Origin of the sequence: Flavobacterium potami, assembly GCF_020026915.1 — a bacterium.
Classification (GTDB): Bacteria; Bacteroidota; Bacteroidia; order Flavobacteriales; family Flavobacteriaceae; genus Flavobacterium; species Flavobacterium potami.
Window position 1 is genome coordinate 1,294,664 of the sequence record NZ_JAINUY010000001.1, and the last position, 22,406, is coordinate 1,317,069.

14 protein-coding genes are annotated in these 22,406 nt (G+C 33.5%); all 14 read left to right on the forward strand.

Translation table 11 applies throughout. The features are described 5' to 3' along the window. The first annotated feature begins 64 nt into the window (after window positions 1-64). The 14 genes from K6T82_RS05280 (at window position 65) to K6T82_RS05345 (ending at window position 22,390) form a co-directional block, all read left to right on the forward strand. On the forward strand, window positions 65-1,336 hold the full coding sequence (locus K6T82_RS05280; RefSeq protein WP_223704878.1) for a bile acid:sodium symporter family protein: 1,272 nt from the start codon (window positions 65-67) through the stop codon (window positions 1,334-1,336). A 114-nt stretch (window positions 1,337-1,450) separates the two neighbouring features. Continuing rightward, window positions 1,451-2,008: a YdeI/OmpD-associated family protein gene (locus K6T82_RS05285; protein ID WP_223704879.1), complete on the forward strand. Its 558-nt coding sequence runs from the start codon at window positions 1,451-1,453 to the stop codon at window positions 2,006-2,008. Window positions 2,009-2,055: 47 nt separating this feature from the next. Continuing rightward, a complete protein-coding gene (locus K6T82_RS05290) occupies window positions 2,056-2,694 on the forward strand; it encodes a Pr6Pr family membrane protein (RefSeq protein ID WP_223704880.1) in 639 nt (212 codons plus the stop codon). Between the two features lie 238 nt (window positions 2,695-2,932). Then, window positions 2,933-3,448, forward strand: coding sequence for an RNA polymerase sigma-70 factor (locus K6T82_RS05295; RefSeq protein ID WP_223704998.1), 516 nt, complete (start codon window positions 2,933-2,935; stop codon window positions 3,446-3,448). A 100-nt stretch (window positions 3,449-3,548) separates the two neighbouring features. After that, complete coding sequence (locus K6T82_RS05300; RefSeq protein ID WP_223704881.1) at window positions 3,549-4,736, forward strand: FecR family protein; 1,188 nt, start codon at window positions 3,549-3,551, stop codon at window positions 4,734-4,736. A gap of 101 nt (window positions 4,737-4,837) precedes the next feature. After that, window positions 4,838-7,051: a carboxypeptidase-like regulatory domain-containing protein gene (locus K6T82_RS05305; protein WP_223704882.1), complete on the forward strand. Its 2,214-nt coding sequence runs from the start codon at window positions 4,838-4,840 to the stop codon at window positions 7,049-7,051. Further along, window positions 6,978-8,429 (forward strand): TonB-dependent receptor domain-containing protein, encoded by a 1,452-nt coding sequence (locus tag K6T82_RS05310; protein WP_223704883.1) that lies wholly within the window; start codon window positions 6,978-6,980, stop codon window positions 8,427-8,429. Before K6T82_RS05305 ends, K6T82_RS05310 begins: the two co-directional genes overlap by 74 nt. Window positions 8,430-8,439: 10 nt before the next feature. Further along, the gene (locus tag K6T82_RS05315) at window positions 8,440-9,837 is read left to right on the forward strand and encodes a RagB/SusD family nutrient uptake outer membrane protein (protein ID WP_223704884.1); all 1,398 of its coding nucleotides are present in this window, start codon (window positions 8,440-8,442) and stop codon (window positions 9,835-9,837) included. A 64-nt stretch (window positions 9,838-9,901) separates the two neighbouring features. Continuing rightward, the gene (locus K6T82_RS05320; protein ID WP_223704885.1) at window positions 9,902-11,899 is read left to right on the forward strand and encodes a TlpA family protein disulfide reductase; all 1,998 of its coding nucleotides are present in this window, start codon (window positions 9,902-9,904) and stop codon (window positions 11,897-11,899) included. 22 nt (window positions 11,900-11,921) lie between these two features. Next, window positions 11,922-13,313 (forward strand): alpha/beta hydrolase family protein, encoded by a 1,392-nt coding sequence (locus K6T82_RS05325; protein WP_223704886.1) that lies wholly within the window; start codon window positions 11,922-11,924, stop codon window positions 13,311-13,313. A 167-nt stretch (window positions 13,314-13,480) separates the two neighbouring features. Further along, complete coding sequence (locus K6T82_RS05330; protein ID WP_223704887.1) at window positions 13,481-15,550, forward strand: protein-disulfide reductase DsbD family protein; 2,070 nt, start codon at window positions 13,481-13,483, stop codon at window positions 15,548-15,550. 213 nt (window positions 15,551-15,763) lie between these two features. After that, window positions 15,764-18,586, forward strand: a complete 2,823-nt coding sequence (locus K6T82_RS05335) for a M16 family metallopeptidase (protein WP_223704888.1) — start codon at window positions 15,764-15,766, stop codon at window positions 18,584-18,586. Between the two features lie 204 nt (window positions 18,587-18,790). After that, window positions 18,791-19,990, forward strand: a complete 1,200-nt coding sequence (locus K6T82_RS05340) for a glycine-rich domain-containing protein (protein ID WP_223704889.1) — start codon at window positions 18,791-18,793, stop codon at window positions 19,988-19,990. Between the two features lie 306 nt (window positions 19,991-20,296). Beyond that, a complete protein-coding gene (locus K6T82_RS05345) occupies window positions 20,297-22,390 on the forward strand; it encodes an alpha-L-fucosidase (RefSeq protein ID WP_223704890.1) in 2,094 nt (697 codons plus the stop codon). Window positions 22,391-22,406 lie beyond the last annotated feature (16 nt).

Consider the following 22,406-nt stretch of genomic DNA (forward strand, 5'->3'; position numbering starts at 1 on the left):
TTAAGGTTTGTGATTTGGCTTATTGCCATCATTTAAAAACTAATATTTAATAAGTAATAAATTTATGCGTAAATATTTTGTTTGGGCTGTCCCAATATTTTTTATTGCAGCTGCTTTTGGCTGGTTACAGCAAATGGATATAATATGGAAGTTAGGATTGCTGTTTGGTTTTTCAAGTATTGCTATTGGGGCGGGACATCTGAAAATGTTAAGCGGTTATCAATACACGTTTTGGATCATTACTGCCGTTTGTGCAGGATTGCTGTATCCCGAATTTTTTCTTCACGTAGGCAGTTTCGATATGCGCAATAAATGGCTTATTTTGATTATAATTCAGATGGTAATGTTCGGAATGGGAACACAGATGAGCATTGAAGATTTTACAGGTATTCGAAAATCAGGAAAAGGGGTTCTGATTGGTTTATTAGGACATTTTACTATTATGCCGATTATGGGTTTTCTAATTGCCAAAACGTTTGGTTTTGAACCTGAAATCGCAGCGGGAATTATCTTGATTGGTTCTTGCAGTAGCGGATTGGCTTCGAATGTGATGACATATATAGCCAAAGGGAATTTGGTTTTGTCAGTAACTGTAACGGCAATGTCTACTTTGGCTGCGCCAATAATGACCCCGTTTTTGATGAAAATTTTTGCAGGTACCATGGTCGAAGTTCATTTCTTCAATATGATGATGGAAATTATTAAAATTGTCCTTGTACCTTTGGCAGCCGCAATGATTCACGATATATTAAAAAATTATGGGAATCTGGCAAAAAAGAGAATTTATATCCTGACTATCGTGTCAGCTGTTTGGCTGGCGATTGTCCTATTCTTCGGAAATTCATTTGCAGTTGCTGAAGATAGTACGGCTTCACATATTTTAGAAATAATCAATTTCACTTGCGGCGCTTTTATCGTTGGTACATTGTATCATTTATTGTATAAAGTATATCCAAAAATAGATGCGATTATGCCTTATTTCTCTATGTTCGGAATCATTTATTTTACATTGGTAACCACAGCAGCGGGAAGGGATAATTTAATTCAGATTGGTTTTTTACTTTTCTTAGCTTCGGTTTTACATAACGGAGCGGGTTATTTTTTTGGTTATTGGCTTAGCAGGTTAAGTGGTCTGGACAAAAAGAGCAGTCAGACTATCGCTTTCGAAGTGGGGCTTCAAAATGGTGGCATGGCTTCTGGATTGGCAGGTTCAATGGGAAAACTGGCAACTTTGGGTTTGGCTTCGGCTGTCTTTAGTCCGTGGATGAATGTTTCGGGATCTTTATTGGCTAATTATTGGCGAAAGAAAGGGGATGAGGAAGAAGTTATTTCTTGATTTCTTATTGTTTATAAAAGTAAAACTTCCGTTTAAAGCAATTTAAACGGAAGTTTGTAATTTAGCGTTGTATTGAATTACGATAATAATTTTTCATCATAAAAAAATAGAAAAATGACACCAACTTTCTTCGCAAACCAATCAGAATTTAGAAAATGGCTTGAGAAAAATCATAAAGAAGAAAAAGAGCTGTTGGTTGGTTTTTATAAAGTTACCAGTAAAAAAGCTTCTATGAGTTGGTCAGAATCGGTAGATCAAGCGCTTTGTTTTGGCTGGATTGACGGTGTTAGAAAATCAATTGATGCAGAGAGTTACACCATTCGTTTTACACCAAGAAAACCTTCAAGTATTTGGAGCGCTATCAATATTCAAAAAATAGAAGATTTAACTAAAGCAGGTTTAATGACTAATGCCGGTTTGAAAGCTTTTAGTTTTAGAACAGAAAACAAATCAAAAATCTACTCGCATGAAAAAGAACCAGTTCCATTATTAGAAACTTATGAAAAAGAGTTTAAAAGAAACAAAACGGCTTGGGAATTTTTTGAAAAACAAGCGCCATCTTACAAGAAAGTCATGATTCATTGGATCATGAGTGCCAAGCAGGAAAAAACGCAATTATCACGACTTGAAAAAACAATTTCAGAAAGTGAAAAACAGAAAAGGGTGCTATAAATATTAGAATAAAATTATTATTTTAGTGTGCTGACTTTTAGTGAAATATGGAAATAGAAAATACCACAAAAATAAAAGGGGAAATTTTGCTGGGTATTATTTTTGCTCTCGAATTATACGCCTTGCCTGTACAGTTTTATTTGCTATTAAAAGGTTCTGAATTTACTTTTTTCAGCGCCGCAGTTCGCTTTTTTAGCTTTTTTACCATCCTGACCAATACGATAGTTTTCTTCTGCACCGCTTTATTGTTGTTTGGAGGAAAATGCAGATTGAATTCTTTTTTTAGAAAATGCACCACTATTACTGCAATAACGGTTTATATCTTAATTGTGGGTATGGTTTTCAATTTACTGCTTCGTCAATTAATTGATTTAAAAGGACATCACCTCATTGTGAGCGAAATATTTCATACCGTTGTTCCTGTCTTGTTTTTCTTTTACTGGTTATTTTTTGTCAGTCCTGAAAAAATTTCGTTTAAGGTTATTTTGTTTTGGCTCGTTTATCCAATTATTTATATTATCTACACTCTTTTCCACGGAATTCTAACCAATTTTTATCCTTATCCTTTTATAGATGTTACCAAATTGGGGATGAAAACGGCGCTTTCTAATGGCTTTTTCGTATTGATCGCTTTTGTGATTTTATCGATTATTTTAATTTCTATCTCTAAAATCAGAACGAGATAAGTTGATATATTACGAAAAACAAAAATTAAATTATTACGTATATCTAGTAATGGATCATTTTTGAACTTTGCGAATTATTTTGACTTAAGTTAAAAAAGCATTTTATTCTTACTTTTTTGCAGTGCTTTAAGGAATTTGATGATAATTATTTGGCAAAAATGATGATTTGTTGATATTAAATTTATATTTGCGCAAATAAAGAAAAACTCAGATTAGCTCAGAACAAGGAAATATTAGAATTGATGAAGCTTATTACAAAGAATTATTTTACTCTTTGTATCCAAGACTTGTGAGCTATAGTTATACTTTTGTAAAAGACAATTTTCTAGCCGAAGAAGTGGTAGAAAATGTTATGCTACAACTTTGGGAAAACCGCATTAAGTTCGAAAAGATAAATGATGTAAAATCGTATCTCTACACTATGGTTCGTAACAGTTCTTTATTAGCATTGAAAAAAGAGCAAAAAGTGGTAGAATTAGATCATAAACTTTCAGACGAAGCCGCAGATTTTGATTTTAATATTTTGGAAGAAGAATTATATTCTGATTTAATCGATGCTTTAAATTCGTTGCCAGAAAAATGCAAAGAAGTTTTTGAACTTTCTTGTTTAGAGGGAATGAAGTATAAAGATATTGCTGAACAGCTTAATATTTCTGTTAATACCGTCAAGTCTCAACGCGCACGCGCCATAGAATTATTGAAGGAAAAACTTAAAAATCACTCCGAACTTTTATTTATTTTGCTTTTTCTTTAAAAAAAATCAAAAAACCTTCCACCCATTTTTGATGTTTCGTACTCTTAGTTATATAACATTTACTTAAAGTGTTAATAACCGATACTTAATATCAAAAAATATGTCCCAAGGAAAGAAAGAATTTGTAATCGCTGCTCTCATAAGAAAGGAACTGCTTACGGGAGAATTATCGATTGAAGAAAATGCTCTTTTGCAAGAGTGGCTTTCTGTACCCAAAAATCAAGAATATTATCAAAAAGTTATTGATTTAGAAACTTTAAAAGGAAAAGAAAGATTTTATAAAGCGGTCGATACTGATGTGGCTTTTGAAAGAATTAAAGAAAAACTAGGCTTTGAAGATTCGCCTGTAATTTCTCTTTTCAATTATAAAAGAATATGGAAATATGCGGCAGTTCTGATATTGCTGGCAGGAATTACTTCTGTTTTCTTTTATATGAATAACAATGAAGTTGCAACAAACGAGAAAATTGTTGTAAAAAGCATTGAACCGCAATACAACCATCCGACTTTGGTTTTGGCGGACGGAACAGTAGTTTCTTTAGAACCTAAAAAAGAAAAAATTGTTTCTAAAAATGGTGTCATTTCCAATGTAAATCATGTTTTAGTTTATGATGCAAAAGCATTGAACGGAAAAGTTTCAATAGGAGATAATACTTTGATTGTTCCTGTTGGCGGAATTTACGCTGTCAATCTTTCAGACGGTACAAAAGTTTGGTTGAACTCAAAATCTACTTTAAAATATCCAGTAGAGTTTAGCGGAAACAAACGTAATGTGACTTTAGAAGGAGAAGCTTATTTTGAAGTAAGCAAAGATTCTCATAGTCCGTTTACGGTAAAAACTAAATCTGGAAATGTTACCGTTTTAGGCACCCATTTTAATGTAAGTGCTTATGATGAAGATCATAATTTTGAAACGACATTGGCAGAAGGAAAAGTAAAAGTTTCAGGAGTTAATCAATCTGTGGTTTTAAATCCGGGGCAACAGGCTCGTTCTAAAAATGCCGGTTTAAGTGTAGTCGATGTTGATGCGGCTGTTTATACTTCTTGGAAAGACGGTAAGTTTTATTTCGAAAATGAAAATCTGAAAAACATTTTGACCAAAATGGCGAGATGGTATAACTTTAATGTGAAGTTCGAACAAAAAGCATTAGAGCAAATTAAATTTACCGGAATTGTTTTGAAAGACGAACCAATAGATCAGTTTCTTGATGTTATCAGTAAATCATCTAATATTAAATATAAAATAACCAAAGTAAACCAAACGTATGAAGTAACCGTAAGTAAGTAAAAACAAAAAAACCGGAAAATATTGCAGTATTTCCCGGCGAGTATTTGTTCAGTCGAAAAAAAGAGTTCGAATTCAATTAACCAACCAAAACATTTAAAAGTATGAAAAAAAACCTATCCGCAAAAGATTGTGGGGTAAAATCCGCGCTTTGGGATAAATTTCTTGATCTTATGAAGAAATCCCTAATATTAACCATATTTCTTTTTAACATTGTTGCCTTTGCCTATTCCCAAAAAGTAAGCATAAACGCGAGAAACCAATCAGTATCGAATGTTTTAAAAACAATTACGAGAAAAACTAATGTAGAGTTTTTTTACAGTGATGATGTTTTTGATGCACAGAGAAGAGTAAATATAGCAGTAAATAAAGCTGATGTAATGGCCGTTATCAAAGAATTAATTGGCGATGATTATAAAGCAGAATTTGTAAATAACAAATTGATTGTTATTTCATTAAATACAAAAGCTAAAATTGGAACGGCTTCAGTTTTAGAAGAAAAAGTAAAAATCAAAGGAGTTGTAACCAATTCTAAAAAAGAGTTTTTAATTGGTGCAACAGTTTGGGTAAAAGGGACTAAAGATGGTGCCGTTACCAATTTTGATGGTTCTTACGAAATTATGGCCAAAAAAGGAGATGTTCTTGTTTTTGAGTATTTAGGATATAAAAAAACGGAAGTTACCGTTTCTGACAATCTTATTATTAATCCGGTTTTATTAGAGGATGTAAGTAAGTTAGACGAAGTGAAAATCGTATCTACCGGTTACCAAAAAATTGATAAAGAACGTTCTACAGGATCTTTTGTTGCTCTTACTGCAAAAGATTTAGAAAAAGTTCCGGTTAATAATGTATTGCACAGATTGGAAGGTCAGGTTGCTGGATTGCAATTAAATATTCAGGATTCTGACAACACTTTTGTTTACGGAATTACGTATGGAAGCGGACAGGGAAATAGTAGTTATAATCTTGCCATTAGAGGTAAATCTACTTTTGAAAATGCAGGATCTAACGCAATGCCCTTAATTGTATTGGACGGTACGCCTACAGAATTAGATATCAGAACTATAAACCCAAATGATATTGAGAAGATTACTTTCCTAAAAGATGCAGCTGCGGCTTCTATTTATGGAGCACGTGCAGCAAATGGAGTAATGGTAATTGATACTAAAAAAGGAAAACAAGGAAAAACGAGAATTAGTTTTTCTCAAAATTATGGTTTTTCTAATAAGCCTTCTTTATCAAGCCTTCCGTTGATGAATTCGTCTCAGGTTTTAAATTTAGAGCAAGAATTTGTAGATAAAAATTTAGTTACAGATCCAGCTAGTATTACGTACATGTTAGCTCCTCCTATTAGTCAAGGATTAGATTTGATGTTTCAATATAAACGTGGTGATATCACATTGGCACAGAGAAATGCAGGTTTAGATGTTTTGCGTAATCGTAATACTTACGGACAGGCAGAAAAAACTTTTCTGCAAGCTTCGTCTACTCAAAATTACAATTTGTCATTTAGTGGTGCAGAAAATGATTATTCGTATTTCATGTCAGGATCGTATTCTAAAGAAGAAACTCAGTCAAAAGGAACTAGCGGACAACGTTTGACTTTGTTATCCAATCAAGACTTTAAACTTTTCAATTATTTAAAAATGAACACAAATTTAAGAGGTTCTATCTTTAAATATAACGATAATGGTTTAGGACTTAGACCTTTGGGAATTGATTCGAATACATTATTACCTTATAATCAGATTATTGGAGATGATGGTAATTCAGTAAACTACTACCGTCATTATTATAGTGTACAAACTATGGCGTTGGAACAACAGGGGTATTTACCATGGACTTACAATTATGTTGATGAAATGAACAATTTGGATAATTCATCAAATGAATTAAATATCGGAGCTACCATTTCGGCTACCGCTCCTTTGTTAAAAGGTTTAGATGCAGTAGGAACTTATTCTATAGAAAATGCACGTACATCCAATGATAATATGTACAATAAAGACACCTATTTTGCACGAGACCAAATCAACTCAGCGACTTCTATAAATAGTAATGGCGATTTAGTAAATGCAATTCCGTTGGGAGGTATTTATCAAAACAATGAATTTGGAACTAGTAGTTACACCATGAGAGGGCAATTAAACTATGATGGTATTATTGGTCAGGATCATTTGATTAATGCAATGGCGGGTATTGAAGCTAGAGAAACTAGAGAAAGCAGAGACAGTAGAAAATTATATGGCTATAATCCAAAAAACGCAAACTTCTGTAGATATTCCGTCGATGAATTACGTGGATGTAAATGGGTATAACTATACGCTAACTAATGGTAATGAACATAAAGATGTTCGCAGAAGATTTTTATCGTATTATGCAAATGCAGGTTATACTTATAAAAATAAATATACGCTTACAGGAAGTGCACGTTTAGATGACTACAATAATTTTGGAGTAGATAAAAGATTAAGAAGAACTCCACTTTGGTCAACAGGGGCAAGATGGAATGTTAAAGAAGAATCTTTTTTAAAAGACAATAACTTTTTTAATAGTTTGGGTTTAAGAGCTAGTTATGGTTATAACGGAAATATCAATTTACAAGTCTTTCCTTTTACCAATATCAGTCTGAATAATCTAGATAATTTTTCACAACAGCCTTATGCAAGTATTACTGAGCCTGCTAATCCTAATTTACGTTGGGAAAAAACAGCAATCTTGAACTTAGGAGTTGATTTTTCGATCTTAAATAATAGATTGAGCGGTACTGTAGAATATTACAAAAAGAATAGTAAAGATTTGATTGTAGAATTCCCTGTTTCTCCATTTTATGGTGTTCAAAATAATGACCTAGTACAAAATGCAGCAACATTAGATGGACATGGAGTTGATTTTAGTTTAAACGCAACTATTCTAAAGGCCAAAGATTTTTCTTGGAATTCAGGTCTTGTAGTTACTTATAATACAACAGAGGTAACCGATTCTCGTTTTAAAAATTTCAGTCAGTATTTAAATGGATCAGGTGGAACCCCACCCGTTGAAGGTTATCCATTGGGCAGTGTATTTGCTTTCAGATCAGCAGGATTAGATGCAACTGGAAGAACTCAGGTATATGATAAAGCTGGTAATATTGTGAACTCTTTTACTTCTCTAAAAGACATTGAGGACATGAGATATATGGGAACAAATATCCCTGCTTACTTTGGAAGTTTTAATCACACTTTTACTTATAAAAAATTGTCATTATACATTTTGGCAACATACAAATTCGATTACGTAATGTTTAAACCAACTTACGGAGGTTATGTAGACAGATCTGGCAGACTTAGCAGATACGACTTAAATACTGATATTGATCAAAGATGGAGAAATCCAGGAGATGAGGCTACTACATCTGTACCAGGAATTGTGGGTTCGTCTGGAACAAGTCTTGTAAGATATTTATCTTCAGATAACCGTATTATGGAAGGAGATCATATCCGTTTTAGAGAGCTTTCGTTAAAATACGATTTAAACGACCTAATCAACAGAGGCTCAATAACAGGTGCTTCGGTAACTTTTACAGCTAGAAATATTGGTTTCTTTTGGAGAAAAAACAAAGACGGTTTAGATCCTGACTTTTTGCCTTACACAGGATCTAATATGAAATTGCCAGCAATGGCCATGTACTCAATTGGTTTTAATGTTAATTTTTAATTTTTTGAAGATGAAAAAATATTTAAAATACATCACAATAATAGCTTTAGGAGCAGTTGTATTGAGCTGTGATAATTATGTTGATATCAAAACCGAGGGTAGACTAATACCTGAAGAAACTCAAAACTACAGATATCTTTTAAACAATACTTATACATTAGATATAAATTATGGCGCTTTAGATGTAGCATCAGATGATATAAGTTTTCAAAACGAAGCGCAGACAACTGCGTTAAGTGCTTCAGATTACATTCGTCCATTTGTGAATCAATACAAGTGGGCAGAACAAATATACTTTGATGGGGAAGTAGATTATAATATGAATAGTATGTATACAGCGTTATACAATGTCAATATCGTAATCAATGAAGTAATGAAAAGTAAAGAAGGAACAGAAGCTGAAAAACTTGCGATAAAAGGAGAAGCACAAGTTCACCGTGCTTTTATCTTTCTGACCCTAGTAAATGCTTTTGGAAAAGCTTACGATGCTACAACTGCAGCAACAGATTTAGGGATTGTACTTTTTACAACTCCAACAGTTTCAGACGACATCAAAAGAACATCTGTTCAAAATGCATACGATATTATTTTAAATGATTTGAATGAGGCTGTAAATTCAGGATTAAAACCAATTAATTCAGGAAACAACGTAGCATTTCCTTCTAGAGCGGCAGCTTACGCACTTTTGGCTAGAACGTATTTGTATATGCGCAACTATCCTTTGGCTTTAGATAATGCAGAAAAAGCATTGGCTATTCAAAGTACATTAACCAATTATGAAGATTATGAGTTTAGTGCTTTTCCAACGAGAAGATTAGACAGAGAATTGATTTTATCGAAATGGAATGGATATAGTTCTCTGACTTATGCGCCTCAGATTTTATCTTTAAGCAATGAACTTATCAATACGTTTGATACAAACGATTTGCGTTACGTATTGTTTACACAGCCAAGCAGCACTTTTAATTCTGAATATACAATAGGACGAACTTATGCAAAAGAAGGTTTAACAGGAGAAAGCCGAAATGGAGGTCCTACAGTTGCAGAAATGATGCTTATCAAAGCAGAATGTTTGGCAAGAGCTGGTTCTGGAGAACAAGCAATGACCGAAATCAATAAGCTAAGACAAAAAAGATTCAGAGCTGCGCAATATGTTGCCATGACTGCAACAGACAGCAAAGATGCCTTAATTAAAGTTTTAGCAGAAAGAAGAAGAGAATTAATGGGACATGGAAATTTTAGATGGTTTGATTTGAAACGATTAAACAAAGAACCAGAATTTGCCAGAACGATTACGCATACTTTTGCTGGACAAACATTTACACTAGCACCAAACAGCGATCGTTATCAAATGCCGTATGCTCCAATTTATTACGATTACGCGCCAAACTTACAACAGAATCCATAATTAGATTAATCATAAAAGTGCACTCAGACTTTTTTGAGTGCACTAAATTTCAAAAAACAAACAAATGAAAAATTTCAAACTGGTACTATTCTTTTTCGGTATCACAAGTACTTTATTGGCTCAAAGTAGCGAACAAAAGTTTCTTCTAACGCCAGAACATCCAAATGCGGGCGAAGAAATTACGATTACTTACAATGCTGCAGATACTCCATTAGAAAATGCAAAACATGTTGAAGGAGTTGTTTACACTTACGATAATTTCAGATGGCTTGCAGACGATATTACTTTAAAATCGGCTGGAGATAAAAAATGGCAGACTAAAATGAAACTTTCTGATAAAGCGGCTTTTATTACCTGCGTTTTCAAATCGGATACCATCAAAGATAATGGAGGAAAAATGACCTATTCTTGGATTCTTGAAAAAAGTAATGGATCTTATGTAGGTTGGGGATTTTTAAGAAGTCCAGATTTACAAGATCAGGTGCCGAATATTGTGCATGACAGCGCTTACATCAAAAAAGAGGTTTCTTTATTTTGGATCAACAACGAATTAAAATACCATCCAGAAAGCCGTACACACGTATTTTACGAAGGTTCAAAATTAAAACAGCTTGAAACTGGTCAACCACAGCCAAAGCTAATTATGAGAGAAGTTCGTTTTGTTTTAACAGAAAAGAACTTAGACAACGCAACACAATACAACATTCAAAAAACGATTGGTTTATTGACTCCAGAACATAAAGTTTTTGCAGATTCTGTTCAGAATGTTTTGTTGAAAAAATACCCTAATGGAGTTTGGGCTCGTGATATCGAAATCAAAAAGATATTTAATGAAGCAGATTTCAATAAAAAAGTAGCAATGTATAATGCTTTTGAGAAAAACTTTCCACAAAGTAATTTTCAAGATGTAAATACAGATACAGAAAGTTTGTTTTACGATAAAATGTTTAAAGGCATTGCTTATAATTATATCGTAAAAAACAAAGATTATAGCTATTCAATCAATAGTGTAAAAAAGGTTTCGTATAATATTTTATTGGATTATGCATGGCATTTAATTTCTATTCCGTTTGACAGAGATCAAGAAGGAGCAGAAAAAACATCATTAGAAACCTTGAAAAAATATGCAGAGGTAATTATTCCAGAACTAGAGGCTAGAGAAGCATTTGTGCCAAAAGAATACGTTGGAAAATTATCTTTAAAAGAATGGCAAGCACAAACGCTTCAAAACGGTGCAAGAGAATTTTTTACGTATGCAAAACTTCAAGGACTTTTTAAAAATTACGATTTAGAGAAAAAGTATTTAGAGAAAATAAAACCAATTATGGCAATTCAGAATGCTTCATACAATGAAGTATATTCTAAAATGCTTTTAAGAGAAGGAAAAACTGCCGAAGCAAAAGAATATATGGCACTTTCTGTAAAAGCAAATCAAGTAACGCCAACAATGTTAGCTTCTTTAAAAGAGATTTATTTGAAAGAAGGAAAACCAGAAGCAGGTTTTCAAGCTTATGTAGAATCTCTAAAATCTACAAGCAATATCGAAGAACACAAAAAGAAATTAATCTCAGAATTGATCAACCTTCCAATTGATGGATTTGAGATGGAAAGCAGCCGTGGCGGAAAAGTAAAATTAGCCGACCAAAAAGGTAAAATTGTAGTGCTGGATTTCTGGGCAATGTGGTGCGGACCTTGTAAAAATGCAATGCCAGGAATGAACATGGCGGTGAATAAATACAAAGCTGATGAGAATGTAAAATTCTATTTTGTTGATACTATGGAATACATCAAAGATTTTAAAGCGCAAACTCAGGCTTTCATCAAAGAAAAAGGATTTGATTTTACGATTCTTTACGATAGCAAAAATCCGAAAACAGGAAAATTTGATGCAGTTTACGACAAATATTCTAAAGCGTTTCATTTCTCTGGAATTCCGGAAAAAATGATTATCGACCAAAATGGAAATTTAAGATGGATGTCGAATGGTTATTTTGGAAGTCCAAGCGAATTGCTTGACGAAATTTCGATCATCGTTGACTATTTAAAAGCTGAGAAAAAATAATTTAGTTAAAAAAGGTTAAGTAATGAAAATTGTTCATTTTTTATATCTCAGTATTTTAGTATTGTGCTGTCAGACTGGTTTTTCACAAACCATCTGGCAGGGGCAATACCATTCTTCCCGAATAATAGTTACGGGTGATTTTGACAGCAAAAAAGATTCACTTTTGCTCAGTATCCCTGAAATGTCTTATGAAGGAATTAAAGTTGGAATTCGAACAGAAAAGGATAGTATTTTCTTTAAAAATGGAATGTATAATTTCGTTTTTAAAGGAAAGTACAATACCGAAAAAACGGCAATTTCTGGTGTTTTTGATAATTATTCGTTCCCAAATGCAGCCATTGTATTGAAGAAACAAAGCAGTATTGAGCCTTTGTTCTTTTCACAGCATCCGAAGAAACCATATCCGTATCAGGTTATTGATATGACTTTTTTAGGAAAAAATACCAAACTAACTTACGGAGGAACATTGACCATTCCGCAAGGAAAAAAGAAATATCCATTAGCGATTTTAATTTCAGGAACCGGACAACACGATCGAAATTATACTTATATGGGTAGACAATCTTTTACCGTTTTGGCAGATTATTTAGCAAAAAACGGAATAGCTTCTTTGCGTGTTGACGACAGAGGAATTGGCAAAACAACAGGAGATTTTCAGAATTCCACAACAGGAGATTTTGCAGATGATATTGATGCGCAAATTGCTTATTTAAAAAGTGATAAAAATATTGATGCTTCGTACATTGGTTTAATTGGACATAGCGAAGGCGGAATGATTGCATCGATTGTAAGTTCAAGAAATAAAGACGTAAAATTCATGGTAAGTCTTTCCGGTGTTGGAGTAAGCGGATTAGAAATGTTGAATCTTCAAAATACAGCAATTTTGAAAAGCTATAATTTCTCTGATAAAGTAGTAGCCAAACAAATGGAAATGTACAATATCATGTTCAATATTGTGTACAACACCAAAGACGGCGAATCGGCACAGCCAGCGATGGAGGTGAAGTTGAAAGAATGGATGCAAAAACAAGATTCGACAACTTTAAAAGAAGTGCAATTATTGGACGGACGCGATCAAACTTTCTTATATCGTTATGGAAAAGATGCCGACAGAAAATGGTATCGTTATACAATTCATTATAAACCAGAAAACTATCTTCCAAAAATTACAATTCCGGTATACATAGCAAACGGAGATAAAGACATTCAGGTTCCAGCGGTTGAGAACATTAATTCGTTCAAAAAATATCTTGGAACAAAAGATCTTACAACCAAGATTTATCCAGGTCTGAATCATATGTATCAACATTGTAAAACTTGTACGCAAAACGAAGCCAAAGAAATTGATGAAGTTTTTGCCGAAGAAGTAATGGCAGATGTTTCAAAATGGATTTGGAGTCGATATAAAAAGTAACAGTTGTCATGTTGGAGCGGGGCTTCGACCTCGCTCAGCCTGACAAATTTTACGTATTATTTATAAGAGCTACATGTGTTCCTCTTAACGAAGTCGAAGTGTCTCCCTGAGCGAAGTAGAAGGGCGCAAAGATTGTCAAAAACAACTTAGTATTTCATTATAAAATCATGAAAAAATTATTCCTTTTTATCGCATTTTTATTTGCGGTCAGTAATCTTACTGCCCAAATTTACGATCCAGTTTCGTTTACAACATCGGTAAAAGAAATAGGAGGAAACAAATATACCCTGAGCATAATTGCCAAAATTGATAAAAGCTGGCATATTTATTCTCAAAACGTTCCATCTGGCGGACCAGCGCCTACAAGTTTTACTTTTCCGAAGTCAAAAAACTACAAAACAATTGGTGCAGTAGTAGAACCTGCAGGACATGAAGTAGACGATCCTGTTTTTAATATGCGAATCAAATACTTTGCAGATAAAGCAGTTTTCACTCAAACAATAGAACGTAAAACTTCGGATGCTTTTTCCATCAATGCGATTGTGTTTTTTATGGTTTGCAACGATAATAGTTGTCTTCCTCCGGGAGAAAAGGAAGTGAAATTTACGTTTAAAAAATCAGAAACTCCAGTTAAAACTGAAGATGCAACAGTGGCATTAACAGAAGAAAAAAATACAGATTTGCCTGCACAAGACGAATCAATTACTAAACAGGATACCACAAACAACACAACAAATTCTGTTAACACTGCCAGTAAAGATGCTCCTGAAAGTTCTAAAAAGACAACAGAAACTGCTTCAGGAAAAACAGCTCCAGAAGAAAGCCTTTGGACTTTATTTTTCTTCAGCTTTTTAGGAGGTCTTGCTGCTTTGTTTACGCCGTGTGTATTCCCGATGATTCCAATGACAGTGAGTTTCTTTACCAAACAAAGTAAAACCAAAGCTGCAGGAATTAAAAATGCTATAATGTACGGTATTTTCATCATCATAATTTATGTGATTTTAGGAAGCTTGGTTACCGCAATTTTCGGCGCAGATGCCTTAAATGCGTTAGCAACAAACGTAGTTTTCAATATTGTTTTTTTCTTGTTATTATTGGTTTTTGCCTTGTCATTTTTAGGCGCTTTTGAAATTGTTTTACCAAGTTCATGGCTGACCAAAATTGATCAGAAATCGGAAATGGGTGGTGCTTTTGGAATTTTCTTTATGGCATTGGCATTAGCCGTAGTTTCATTTTCTTGCACAGGACCAATTGTCGGGACATTATTAGTACAAGCAGCAAGTCAGGCAGGAATTGCGCCGATCGTCGGAATGTTCGGATTTTCATTGGCTATTGCTTTACCGTTTGCCTTATTTGCCGCTTTTCCAGGCTGGATGAATTCATTGCCAAAATCAGGCGGATGGTTGAATTCGGTTAAAGTGGTTTTAGGATTTTTAGAATTGGCTTTAGCGCTTAAATTCTTAAGCAATGCCGACTTAGTTTTACAATTACATTTATTAGAAAGAGAAGTATTCCTAGCCATTTGGATTGCCATATTTACGGTATTGGCTTTTTATTTGTTTGGAAAAATCCAATTGTCACATGATTCGCCTTCTACTCCTATTTCTGTGGGGAGATTAAGTTTAGGAATTATCGTGTTGTCATTTGTGGTGTATATGATTCCGGGACTTTGGGGTGCTCCGTTGCAATACATCAGTGGGTTTCCACCAGCAAAACAATACAGTGAATCACCAAATGGCTTTGGAAATTCTGTGAGTACAAATACAGAAAAAAGCGATTTACCAGAAGGCGCAGAAAGTGGTCCAAACGGAATTCCGACTTTTCATAATTATGATGAAGGTTTAGCTTACGCGAAAAAAGTAAACAAACCCGTAATGATTGATTTTACTGGTTATGCCTGCGTAAATTGCCGTAAAATGGAAGAACGTGTTTGGCCAGATCCAAAAGTTTTAGCGGTTTTAAATAATGATGTCGTACTGATTTCTTTGTATGTTGATGACAAAAGACCTTTGCCGGAAAATGAACAAGTTGTTTCTAAAATTACGGGTAAAGTCTTAAAATATACAGGACAAAAATGGAGCGAACTTCAGATTCTAAAATACAAAACCAATGCACAGCCATATTATGTTTTAATGGATCATAACGAAAAAGATTTAAATAAACCATCGGCTTATAATCCAGATATTAACGCTTATTACAACTGGCTTCAAGAAGGAATCCGGAATTTCAAAAAATAATAAAATATATTGTTGGGTTTAATTTTTAAACACATAGAATCATAGATTTTGGATTACGTAAAAGGCATTTCATTTATTTTAAAAAAACATAGAAAAGCCTCAAAGCTATGTGTTGAGAAACGAGTTTCTCTTCAATTGACTTTTCAAAAGAAAGAAAAAACCTATGTTTCTATGTGTTTAAAAAAATCTCAACATAAAAACTAAAAATCTCAAATGAAAATCTTTCAATCAAAATATTGGCTTTTTGTCCTTTTAATCGGATTTAAAAGCGCCGCTCAATTTTCGACTACAGTTCCGTTGAGCAAAGAGGTGGTTTCAGGAAAACTGAAAAACGGAATGAAATATTATGTCCTTCACAACGAATGGCCAAAGGATCGTGTCTGTTTTTATTTCGCTCAAAATGTGGGAGCTATTTTAGAAAATGACGATCAAAACGGATTGGCGCATTTTTTAGAACATATGGCTTTTAACGGAACACAAAACTTCGAAGGAAAAGGTATTATCGATATGCTGGAGAAAAAAGGAGTTAGTTTTGGAAAAGACATCAACGCTTATACTGCGCAAGATCAAACTGTTTACAATTTGAGCAATGTTCCTGCAAACGATTCAAAACTAATTGATTCTTGTTTGTTGGCATTGCACGATTGGTCGGGTTTTCTTTCTTTAAAAGACTCAGAAATCGATGCAGAACGTGGTGTAATTCGTGAAGAATGGCGTACAAGAAGAAATTCAGAATTCAGACTTCGTTTGGAAACCGATAAGGTTTTATACAAAGATTCCAAATATGCAAAACGAGATGTAATCGGCGATTTAAATCTGATTAATACTTTTGATTATCAGGTTTTAAGAGATTATTATAAAAAATGGTATCGTCCAGATTTACAAGCAGTTATTGTAGTTGGAGATATTGATCCAAAGGAGATCGAAAAGAAGATTATTGCGACTTTTTCTTCTATAGAAATGCCTAAAAATGCGGCTGAACGTTATTATGTATCTATTCCAAAAAATAAAGGAATGAATTACGTTTTAGCTAAAGATAAAGAAGCAAACGAAACCAATGTTGTTTTATATTTTAAAAAGGAATTTGATAAAGTAAAAAGTGACGAAACCATCAGAAGAGATTTAATCAATAATCTTTGCACTGATATGATGAACAGACGTTATCAGGAATTTATTCAAAACAATGAAACAGCAGTTTTAGGAATCGGAACTGGAACTTCAGAAGTTTCAAGATTAACAGATTCTTATTATCTGTATGTGACGCCAAAAAACAACAAAACGCTGGAAGGTTTCAAAGAAATGATGATCGAAACCGAAAGAGCAGTTCGTTACGGATTTACCCAAAAAGAGTTTGACCGTAACAAAGAAGCGGTTTTGAGTTCGTATGAAAATATGCTTCAAAATAAAGACAAATTCGAAAGTGACGGATTGTCTGAAGAATTGGTAAATTATTTTCTAAAAGCAGTTCCGTTTGAAAGTATTGAAACACAATATGAAAATGTAAAAAAGAGATTAGCTTCAATTACGCTTTCAGATTTAAATCAGGCAGTTAAAAAATTGCAGACCACAGATAATATTGTAATGACTGTTACGGGTCCAGATAAGAACGAGATTGCTTATCCGTCAAAAGCAGATTACGAAAAGATTATGGCAGCTGTTAAGAAAATGCCTCTTGATAAGTACAAAGAAACAGATACAGACAAACCTTTAATTACAGAAGAATTAAAAGGTTCTAAAGCAGAAAAAGAAACTCCAATTGAAGGAATTGCAGGAGCAAAAAGTTATGTTTTAGGAAACGGAGCAAAGATTGTTTTATATCCGACGACTTTAGCAAAAGATGAGGTATTGTTTTCTGCGTTTAGTTTCGGAGGAAGTTCCTTAATTAAAACAGAAGATATTCCGTCGGCTCAAATTGCGGTAAGTTTGGTTGAAAGTTCTGGTTTAGGCGCTTTTAAAAGTACCGATTTGAAAGACAAACTAAACGGAAAAATTGTAGATATTAAACCTTATATCACCGAATTGACAGAAGGATTTAGAGGTTCAAGTAATCAGAAAGATTTTGAAACTTTATTACAATTGTTGTATTTGTATTTTGAAGAACCAAGATTTGATAAAGATTCGTACACAAGAATGATTACAGGTTTTTCAAATTCATTAGAAAATACTTTAAACACCAATCCGAAAGTTTTTCAGGATACTATTTCACAACTGAATTACAATCACAGCAAAAGAGTTCCTTTGGTAAATGAAGAATTTTTGAAACGTTTGAGTTTCGAAAAAGCATCGGAACTTTACAAACAAAGAATTCAAAATGCAGGCGATTTTACTTTTGTATTTAATGGAAATCTTCCTGACAATGCATTGGCGTTAATCGAAAAATATATTGGAAGTATATCTTCAGACACTAACAAAAAGGAAAATTTTGTAGACAATAAATTGGATCCAGCGCCAGGAGTTGCAAAGCAATTATTGGTTCGCGAAATGAATGTGCCAAAAGCAAGTGTTTATATTCGATTTGTAAAGCAATTTCCGTACAACTACAAAAACGTATTTACGTCGCATATTTTAGCTGAATTATTGTCTAAAAAATACTTGGATTTAATTCGTGAAGAAGAAGGCGGAAGTTACGGCGTTCATGTACAATCTGGAGTAAGCCGTTTACCATCAGATGAATATACCATGACCATCAACTTCGACAGTGATCCTGAAAAAGAAGAAAAACTGACTAAAATTGTTTACGAACAAATCGATCTAATTCAGAAAAAAGCACCAAAAGAAGAAGACGTTCAATCGGTAAAAAATACACTTTTAAAAGCCAGAGCAGAGAAAGTAATGACCAACGGATTTTGGTTGGGAAGTCTTAATAATATGATTCTGAATAATGAAACCTTCAAAGGCGATGTGATTTACAAGCAAACCTTGAACTCAGTAACGGCAGAAGATATTAAAGCTTTTGCAAAGGAGTTTTTCGCTAAACCAAGTACGGTTGAAGTAATCATGAAATCGAAAACTAAGGTGACGGCACCAGAATATTAAAAATCATTGGTTTTTCATCTATTTTTTAGAAGTATTTTGAATTAGTAAGCTTATACAACTAACTTGAAAAACCTTATAAAGAGCTGTTTTTAGGAACAGCTCTTTTCTTTTTGTATTAAAATGATATTTCTTTATGTAAGTTAATTTGGAAGACTAAAATAAACTGCTATTTTTGATAGCGATTTAATGATTAAAGATGTCTTTATGAATAAAATACTTTGGGAAAAAGTAGAGCGTTTTGAATTTGATAACGCAACCGATCAATACGGATTTTCTACAAGATTGGCACTTGAAAATCATTGGACATCCTATTTTACTCAAAGTGCTTTATTAGAGTATAAAAAATTCATGTTTTTGGCAGCAACCAACAATGAAATGGTTTCGCCTTCTGAAATAGTTGATATTGTTTGGCATCAACATTTAATTTTTACCAATTCCTATTCTGATTTCTGTACTCTTTTAGGAAAAAGAATCGAACATATTCCGTCAACTCATAACAGATCGGAGTTTGAAAAATTTAAATCTGCCAAAGAGCGTACTAAAGAGTTATACAAAATTAATTTTGGAGTTCAGCCAGCAGAGGTTTGGGATTACCATAATGAAATGGATTCTTTACAGCTTAAAAAAAGTAAATTTGACGTTTATAATCTGAGAAAGAAGTTTTTAATATATTCTCTATTGGCTTCTGTTCCAGTATGTATTTTGATTTTTCCTTTATTGATAAAAATTAAAAATCCATATTTTTTAATAGGATACATTTTATCATTTGCTTTATTGCTTTTGGTATTGAATTTTTACGCGAAAAGAAGTTTTTCTCTATTATATGAAAAGATTCGATCCAATCCGATTATCCAAAATCTTTCTCCTTTAGAATTGGTTTTTCTTACGGAAGATAATTTGGAAAAAGTAGTGCATGGTGTTGTCAATAATCTGATAATGAGTAAAAAGGTTAGAATTTTAACAGACAACAGATTAGGTCTAGTCGATAATAGTTTTAGTAATAATCGATATGAAAATTGTGTAATTGAGATTATGAAAGATTCTGATCCGATGCCTTACACACAATTATGTTATGCTGTTATACAGAAACCAATTTTTGGTCAATTGCAGAAATCAGCTAATAGAATTAAAGATAAAATTAGGGCATCTAAGGAGTTTACGATTGTGATAATTTCTTCTATGATTGCTTTAGGTTTATTTCTAGATATAATTTTAAGCAGGATTATTACAGGCATTTGGAGAGACAAACCTGTTGCGTATTTATTTATAGCAATCATTCCGTTCCTATTAACTGCATTCTATAATTTAGATCGTATTAGCAATCTTCTGTTTACTAAAGTTATTCCCACTTCATTCAAACAAGAAATAAGGAAAAATAGTCAAAATGAAAACGATTGGGAATGAAATTATTTTCTTTACGGAAGTGTAGTGCTTTCTAGTTTTTTTGTTCCATTAACAAACTACAATTCAAATAATTCATCTTCTAGCGATTCTAGTAGTTCAAGTTCTTGTGGTTCCTCTTGCGGAAGTTCCGGTGACAGCTCTTGCGGTAGTTCTTGTGGAGGCTGTGGTGGCGATTAAAATTCAGGTACTTCTGTGAAACATTTTGCCCCATAACATTCTAAAACTTGCTGTTGGTCGAAATTCTATACAACAGATTTCAAATTATACTACATTTATGCTTTATAGACTATCTAAAAGCAGACCAGTATGAAAAAAATATTCCTTTCCTTATGTCTTTTTGGTGTAATTTCTAATGTTTCGAGTCAGGAATTGGCAAATGCTCCAAAGCCTTTTGGACCGCTTCCAACGCAGAAACAAATCGATTGGCAGGAAATGGAATTTTATGCTTTTGTGCATTTTTCATTAAATACATTTACCAATAAAGAATGGGGATTTGGAGACGAGTCGCCAGAACTTTTTAATCCGTCGCAATTAGACGTTCGTCAATGGGCGCGCGTGGTGAAAGAGGCTGGAATGAAAGGAATTATTTTAGTTGCCAAACATCATGACGGATTTTGTTTATGGCCTTCAGCATACACAGAACGTTCTGTAAAAAATTCTCCTTGGGAAAACGGAAAAGGTGATTTGGTAAAAGAATTGGCTGCAGCTTGTAAAGAATACGATTTAAAATTAGGATTATATCTTTCGCCTTGGGACAGAAATCATCCGCAGTATGGAAAACCTGAATATGTAACGTATTTCAGAAATCAGTTAAAAGAATTATTGACGAATTACGGAGATGTTTTCGAAATGTGGTTTGATGGCGCGAACGGCGGCGACGGTTATTATGGAGGCGCAAATGAAACTAGAAAAATCAATTCGCTTACCTATTACAATTGGGATGAAACTTATAAATTAATTTACAGTATCGCACCAAAAACACTGGTTTGGGGAGTTGGACCTTCAGAAGCAAGATGGATTGGAAATGAAGAAGGACGTGCAGGAAAAACCAATTGGTCATTATTGCGCCAGAAAGATGAATTGGCTGGAAAAGTGCATTATAGCGAATTCACATCTGGGCATGAAGACGGAGAAAAATGGGTTCCTGGCGAAGCCGATGTTTCGATCAGACCGGGATGGTTTTATCATTCGGTTGAAGATGATAAAGTGCGTTCGCTTGACGAAATGGTCGATATTTATTACGAATCGATTGGACGTAATGCGACTTTGTTATTAAATCTTCCAGTTGATACAAGAGGTTTGGTTCATGAAAATGATGAAGCAAGATTGAAAGAATTAGTTACCACAATCAAAGCCGATTTCAAAACAGAATTATTAAAAGGAACAAAAGTTCAAGCTTCAAATACGAGAGGAAATGATTCTAATTTCGGTCCGCAAAATGTTATTGATGGAAATAAAAATACCTATTGGGCAACAGACGATAAAGTAAAACAAGCTACAATCGAATTTACGTTTAAGAAACCAACGGCAATCAATCGAATTTTGCTTCAAGAATATATTAAGCTTGGACAACGCGTAAAAGCTTTTTCTGTTGAAGCCAATGTAAACGGACAATGGAAAACGATTGCCAATGAAACTACAATTGGTTACAAAAGAATTTTGCGTGTAGATCGCGTTTTAGCTTCTGCTATTAGAGTTAATATTCTGGATGCGAAAGCGGGATTTGTAATTAGTACAATTGAGGCTTTTAATGCGCCAACTTTCGTTAAAGAACCACAGATTTCTAGAGATAAAAATGGTTTGATTACCATTAAAACCGAAGATGGAAATGCAGTTTATTATTCGCTTGACGGAAAAAATCCTTCAGAGAAAAGTACTTTATACAAAGCTCCTTTTGTTTACAATAAAGCGGTAGAAATTAAAGCGATTTCTAGAAATTCAAAAGAGAAAATCAATAGTGCGGTGAAATCGGCTAAATATGGAATTTCTAAAGAAAAATGGAAAGTGATTTCGATTTCAAGCGGCGACAACAAATCGGTTGAAAGAATTATTGACGGAGACGCCAATACCGATTGGGAATTTGGGAATAAAGATAATAAACTTCCTCAGTCGATAATTGTAGACATGGGCGAAGTGCGACCTATTAAAGGTTTTACTTTTACTCCAAAACAAATAGGAAGCAATTCTAATTTGATTTCGAATTATGAATTTTATGCAAGCGAAGATAACATCACTTGGACGAAACAATCGGAGGGAGAATTCTCTAATATCAAGCACAACCCAATTGAACAAATTAAGAATTTTACTGAAGTAAAAGCAAGATTTTTAAGATTTGTAGCAACAGCTGCTGTAGGAAATGGACAAAGTGTTTCGATTGCCGAAATTGGTATTGTGGAATAATTTTCGTTTTTAAATG

Coding starts and splice junctions, on each gene's coding strand:
- K6T82_RS05280 (WP_223704878.1), top strand. CDS start 65: ATGCGTAAATATTTTGTTTGGGCTGTCCCAATATTTTTTATTGCAGCT.
- K6T82_RS05285 (WP_223704879.1), top strand. CDS start 1,451: ATGACACCAACTTTCTTCGCAAACCAATCAGAATTTAGAAAATGGCTT.
- K6T82_RS05290 (WP_223704880.1), top strand. CDS start 2,056: ATGGAAATAGAAAATACCACAAAAATAAAAGGGGAAATTTTGCTGGGT.
- K6T82_RS05300 (WP_223704881.1), top strand. CDS start 3,549: ATGTCCCAAGGAAAGAAAGAATTTGTAATCGCTGCTCTCATAAGAAAG.
- K6T82_RS05305 (WP_223704882.1), top strand. CDS start 4,838: ATGAAAAAAAACCTATCCGCAAAAGATTGTGGGGTAAAATCCGCGCTT.
- K6T82_RS05310 (WP_223704883.1), top strand. CDS start 6,978: ATGGCTATAATCCAAAAAACGCAAACTTCTGTAGATATTCCGTCGATG.
- K6T82_RS05315 (WP_223704884.1), top strand. CDS start 8,440: ATGAAAAAATATTTAAAATACATCACAATAATAGCTTTAGGAGCAGTT.
- K6T82_RS05320 (WP_223704885.1), top strand. CDS start 9,902: ATGAAAAATTTCAAACTGGTACTATTCTTTTTCGGTATCACAAGTACT.
- K6T82_RS05325 (WP_223704886.1), top strand. CDS start 11,922: ATGAAAATTGTTCATTTTTTATATCTCAGTATTTTAGTATTGTGCTGT.
- K6T82_RS05330 (WP_223704887.1), top strand. CDS start 13,481: ATGAAAAAATTATTCCTTTTTATCGCATTTTTATTTGCGGTCAGTAAT.
- K6T82_RS05335 (WP_223704888.1), top strand. CDS start 15,764: ATGAAAATCTTTCAATCAAAATATTGGCTTTTTGTCCTTTTAATCGGA.
- K6T82_RS05340 (WP_223704889.1), top strand. CDS start 18,791: ATGAATAAAATACTTTGGGAAAAAGTAGAGCGTTTTGAATTTGATAAC.
- K6T82_RS05345 (WP_223704890.1), top strand. CDS start 20,297: ATGAAAAAAATATTCCTTTCCTTATGTCTTTTTGGTGTAATTTCTAAT.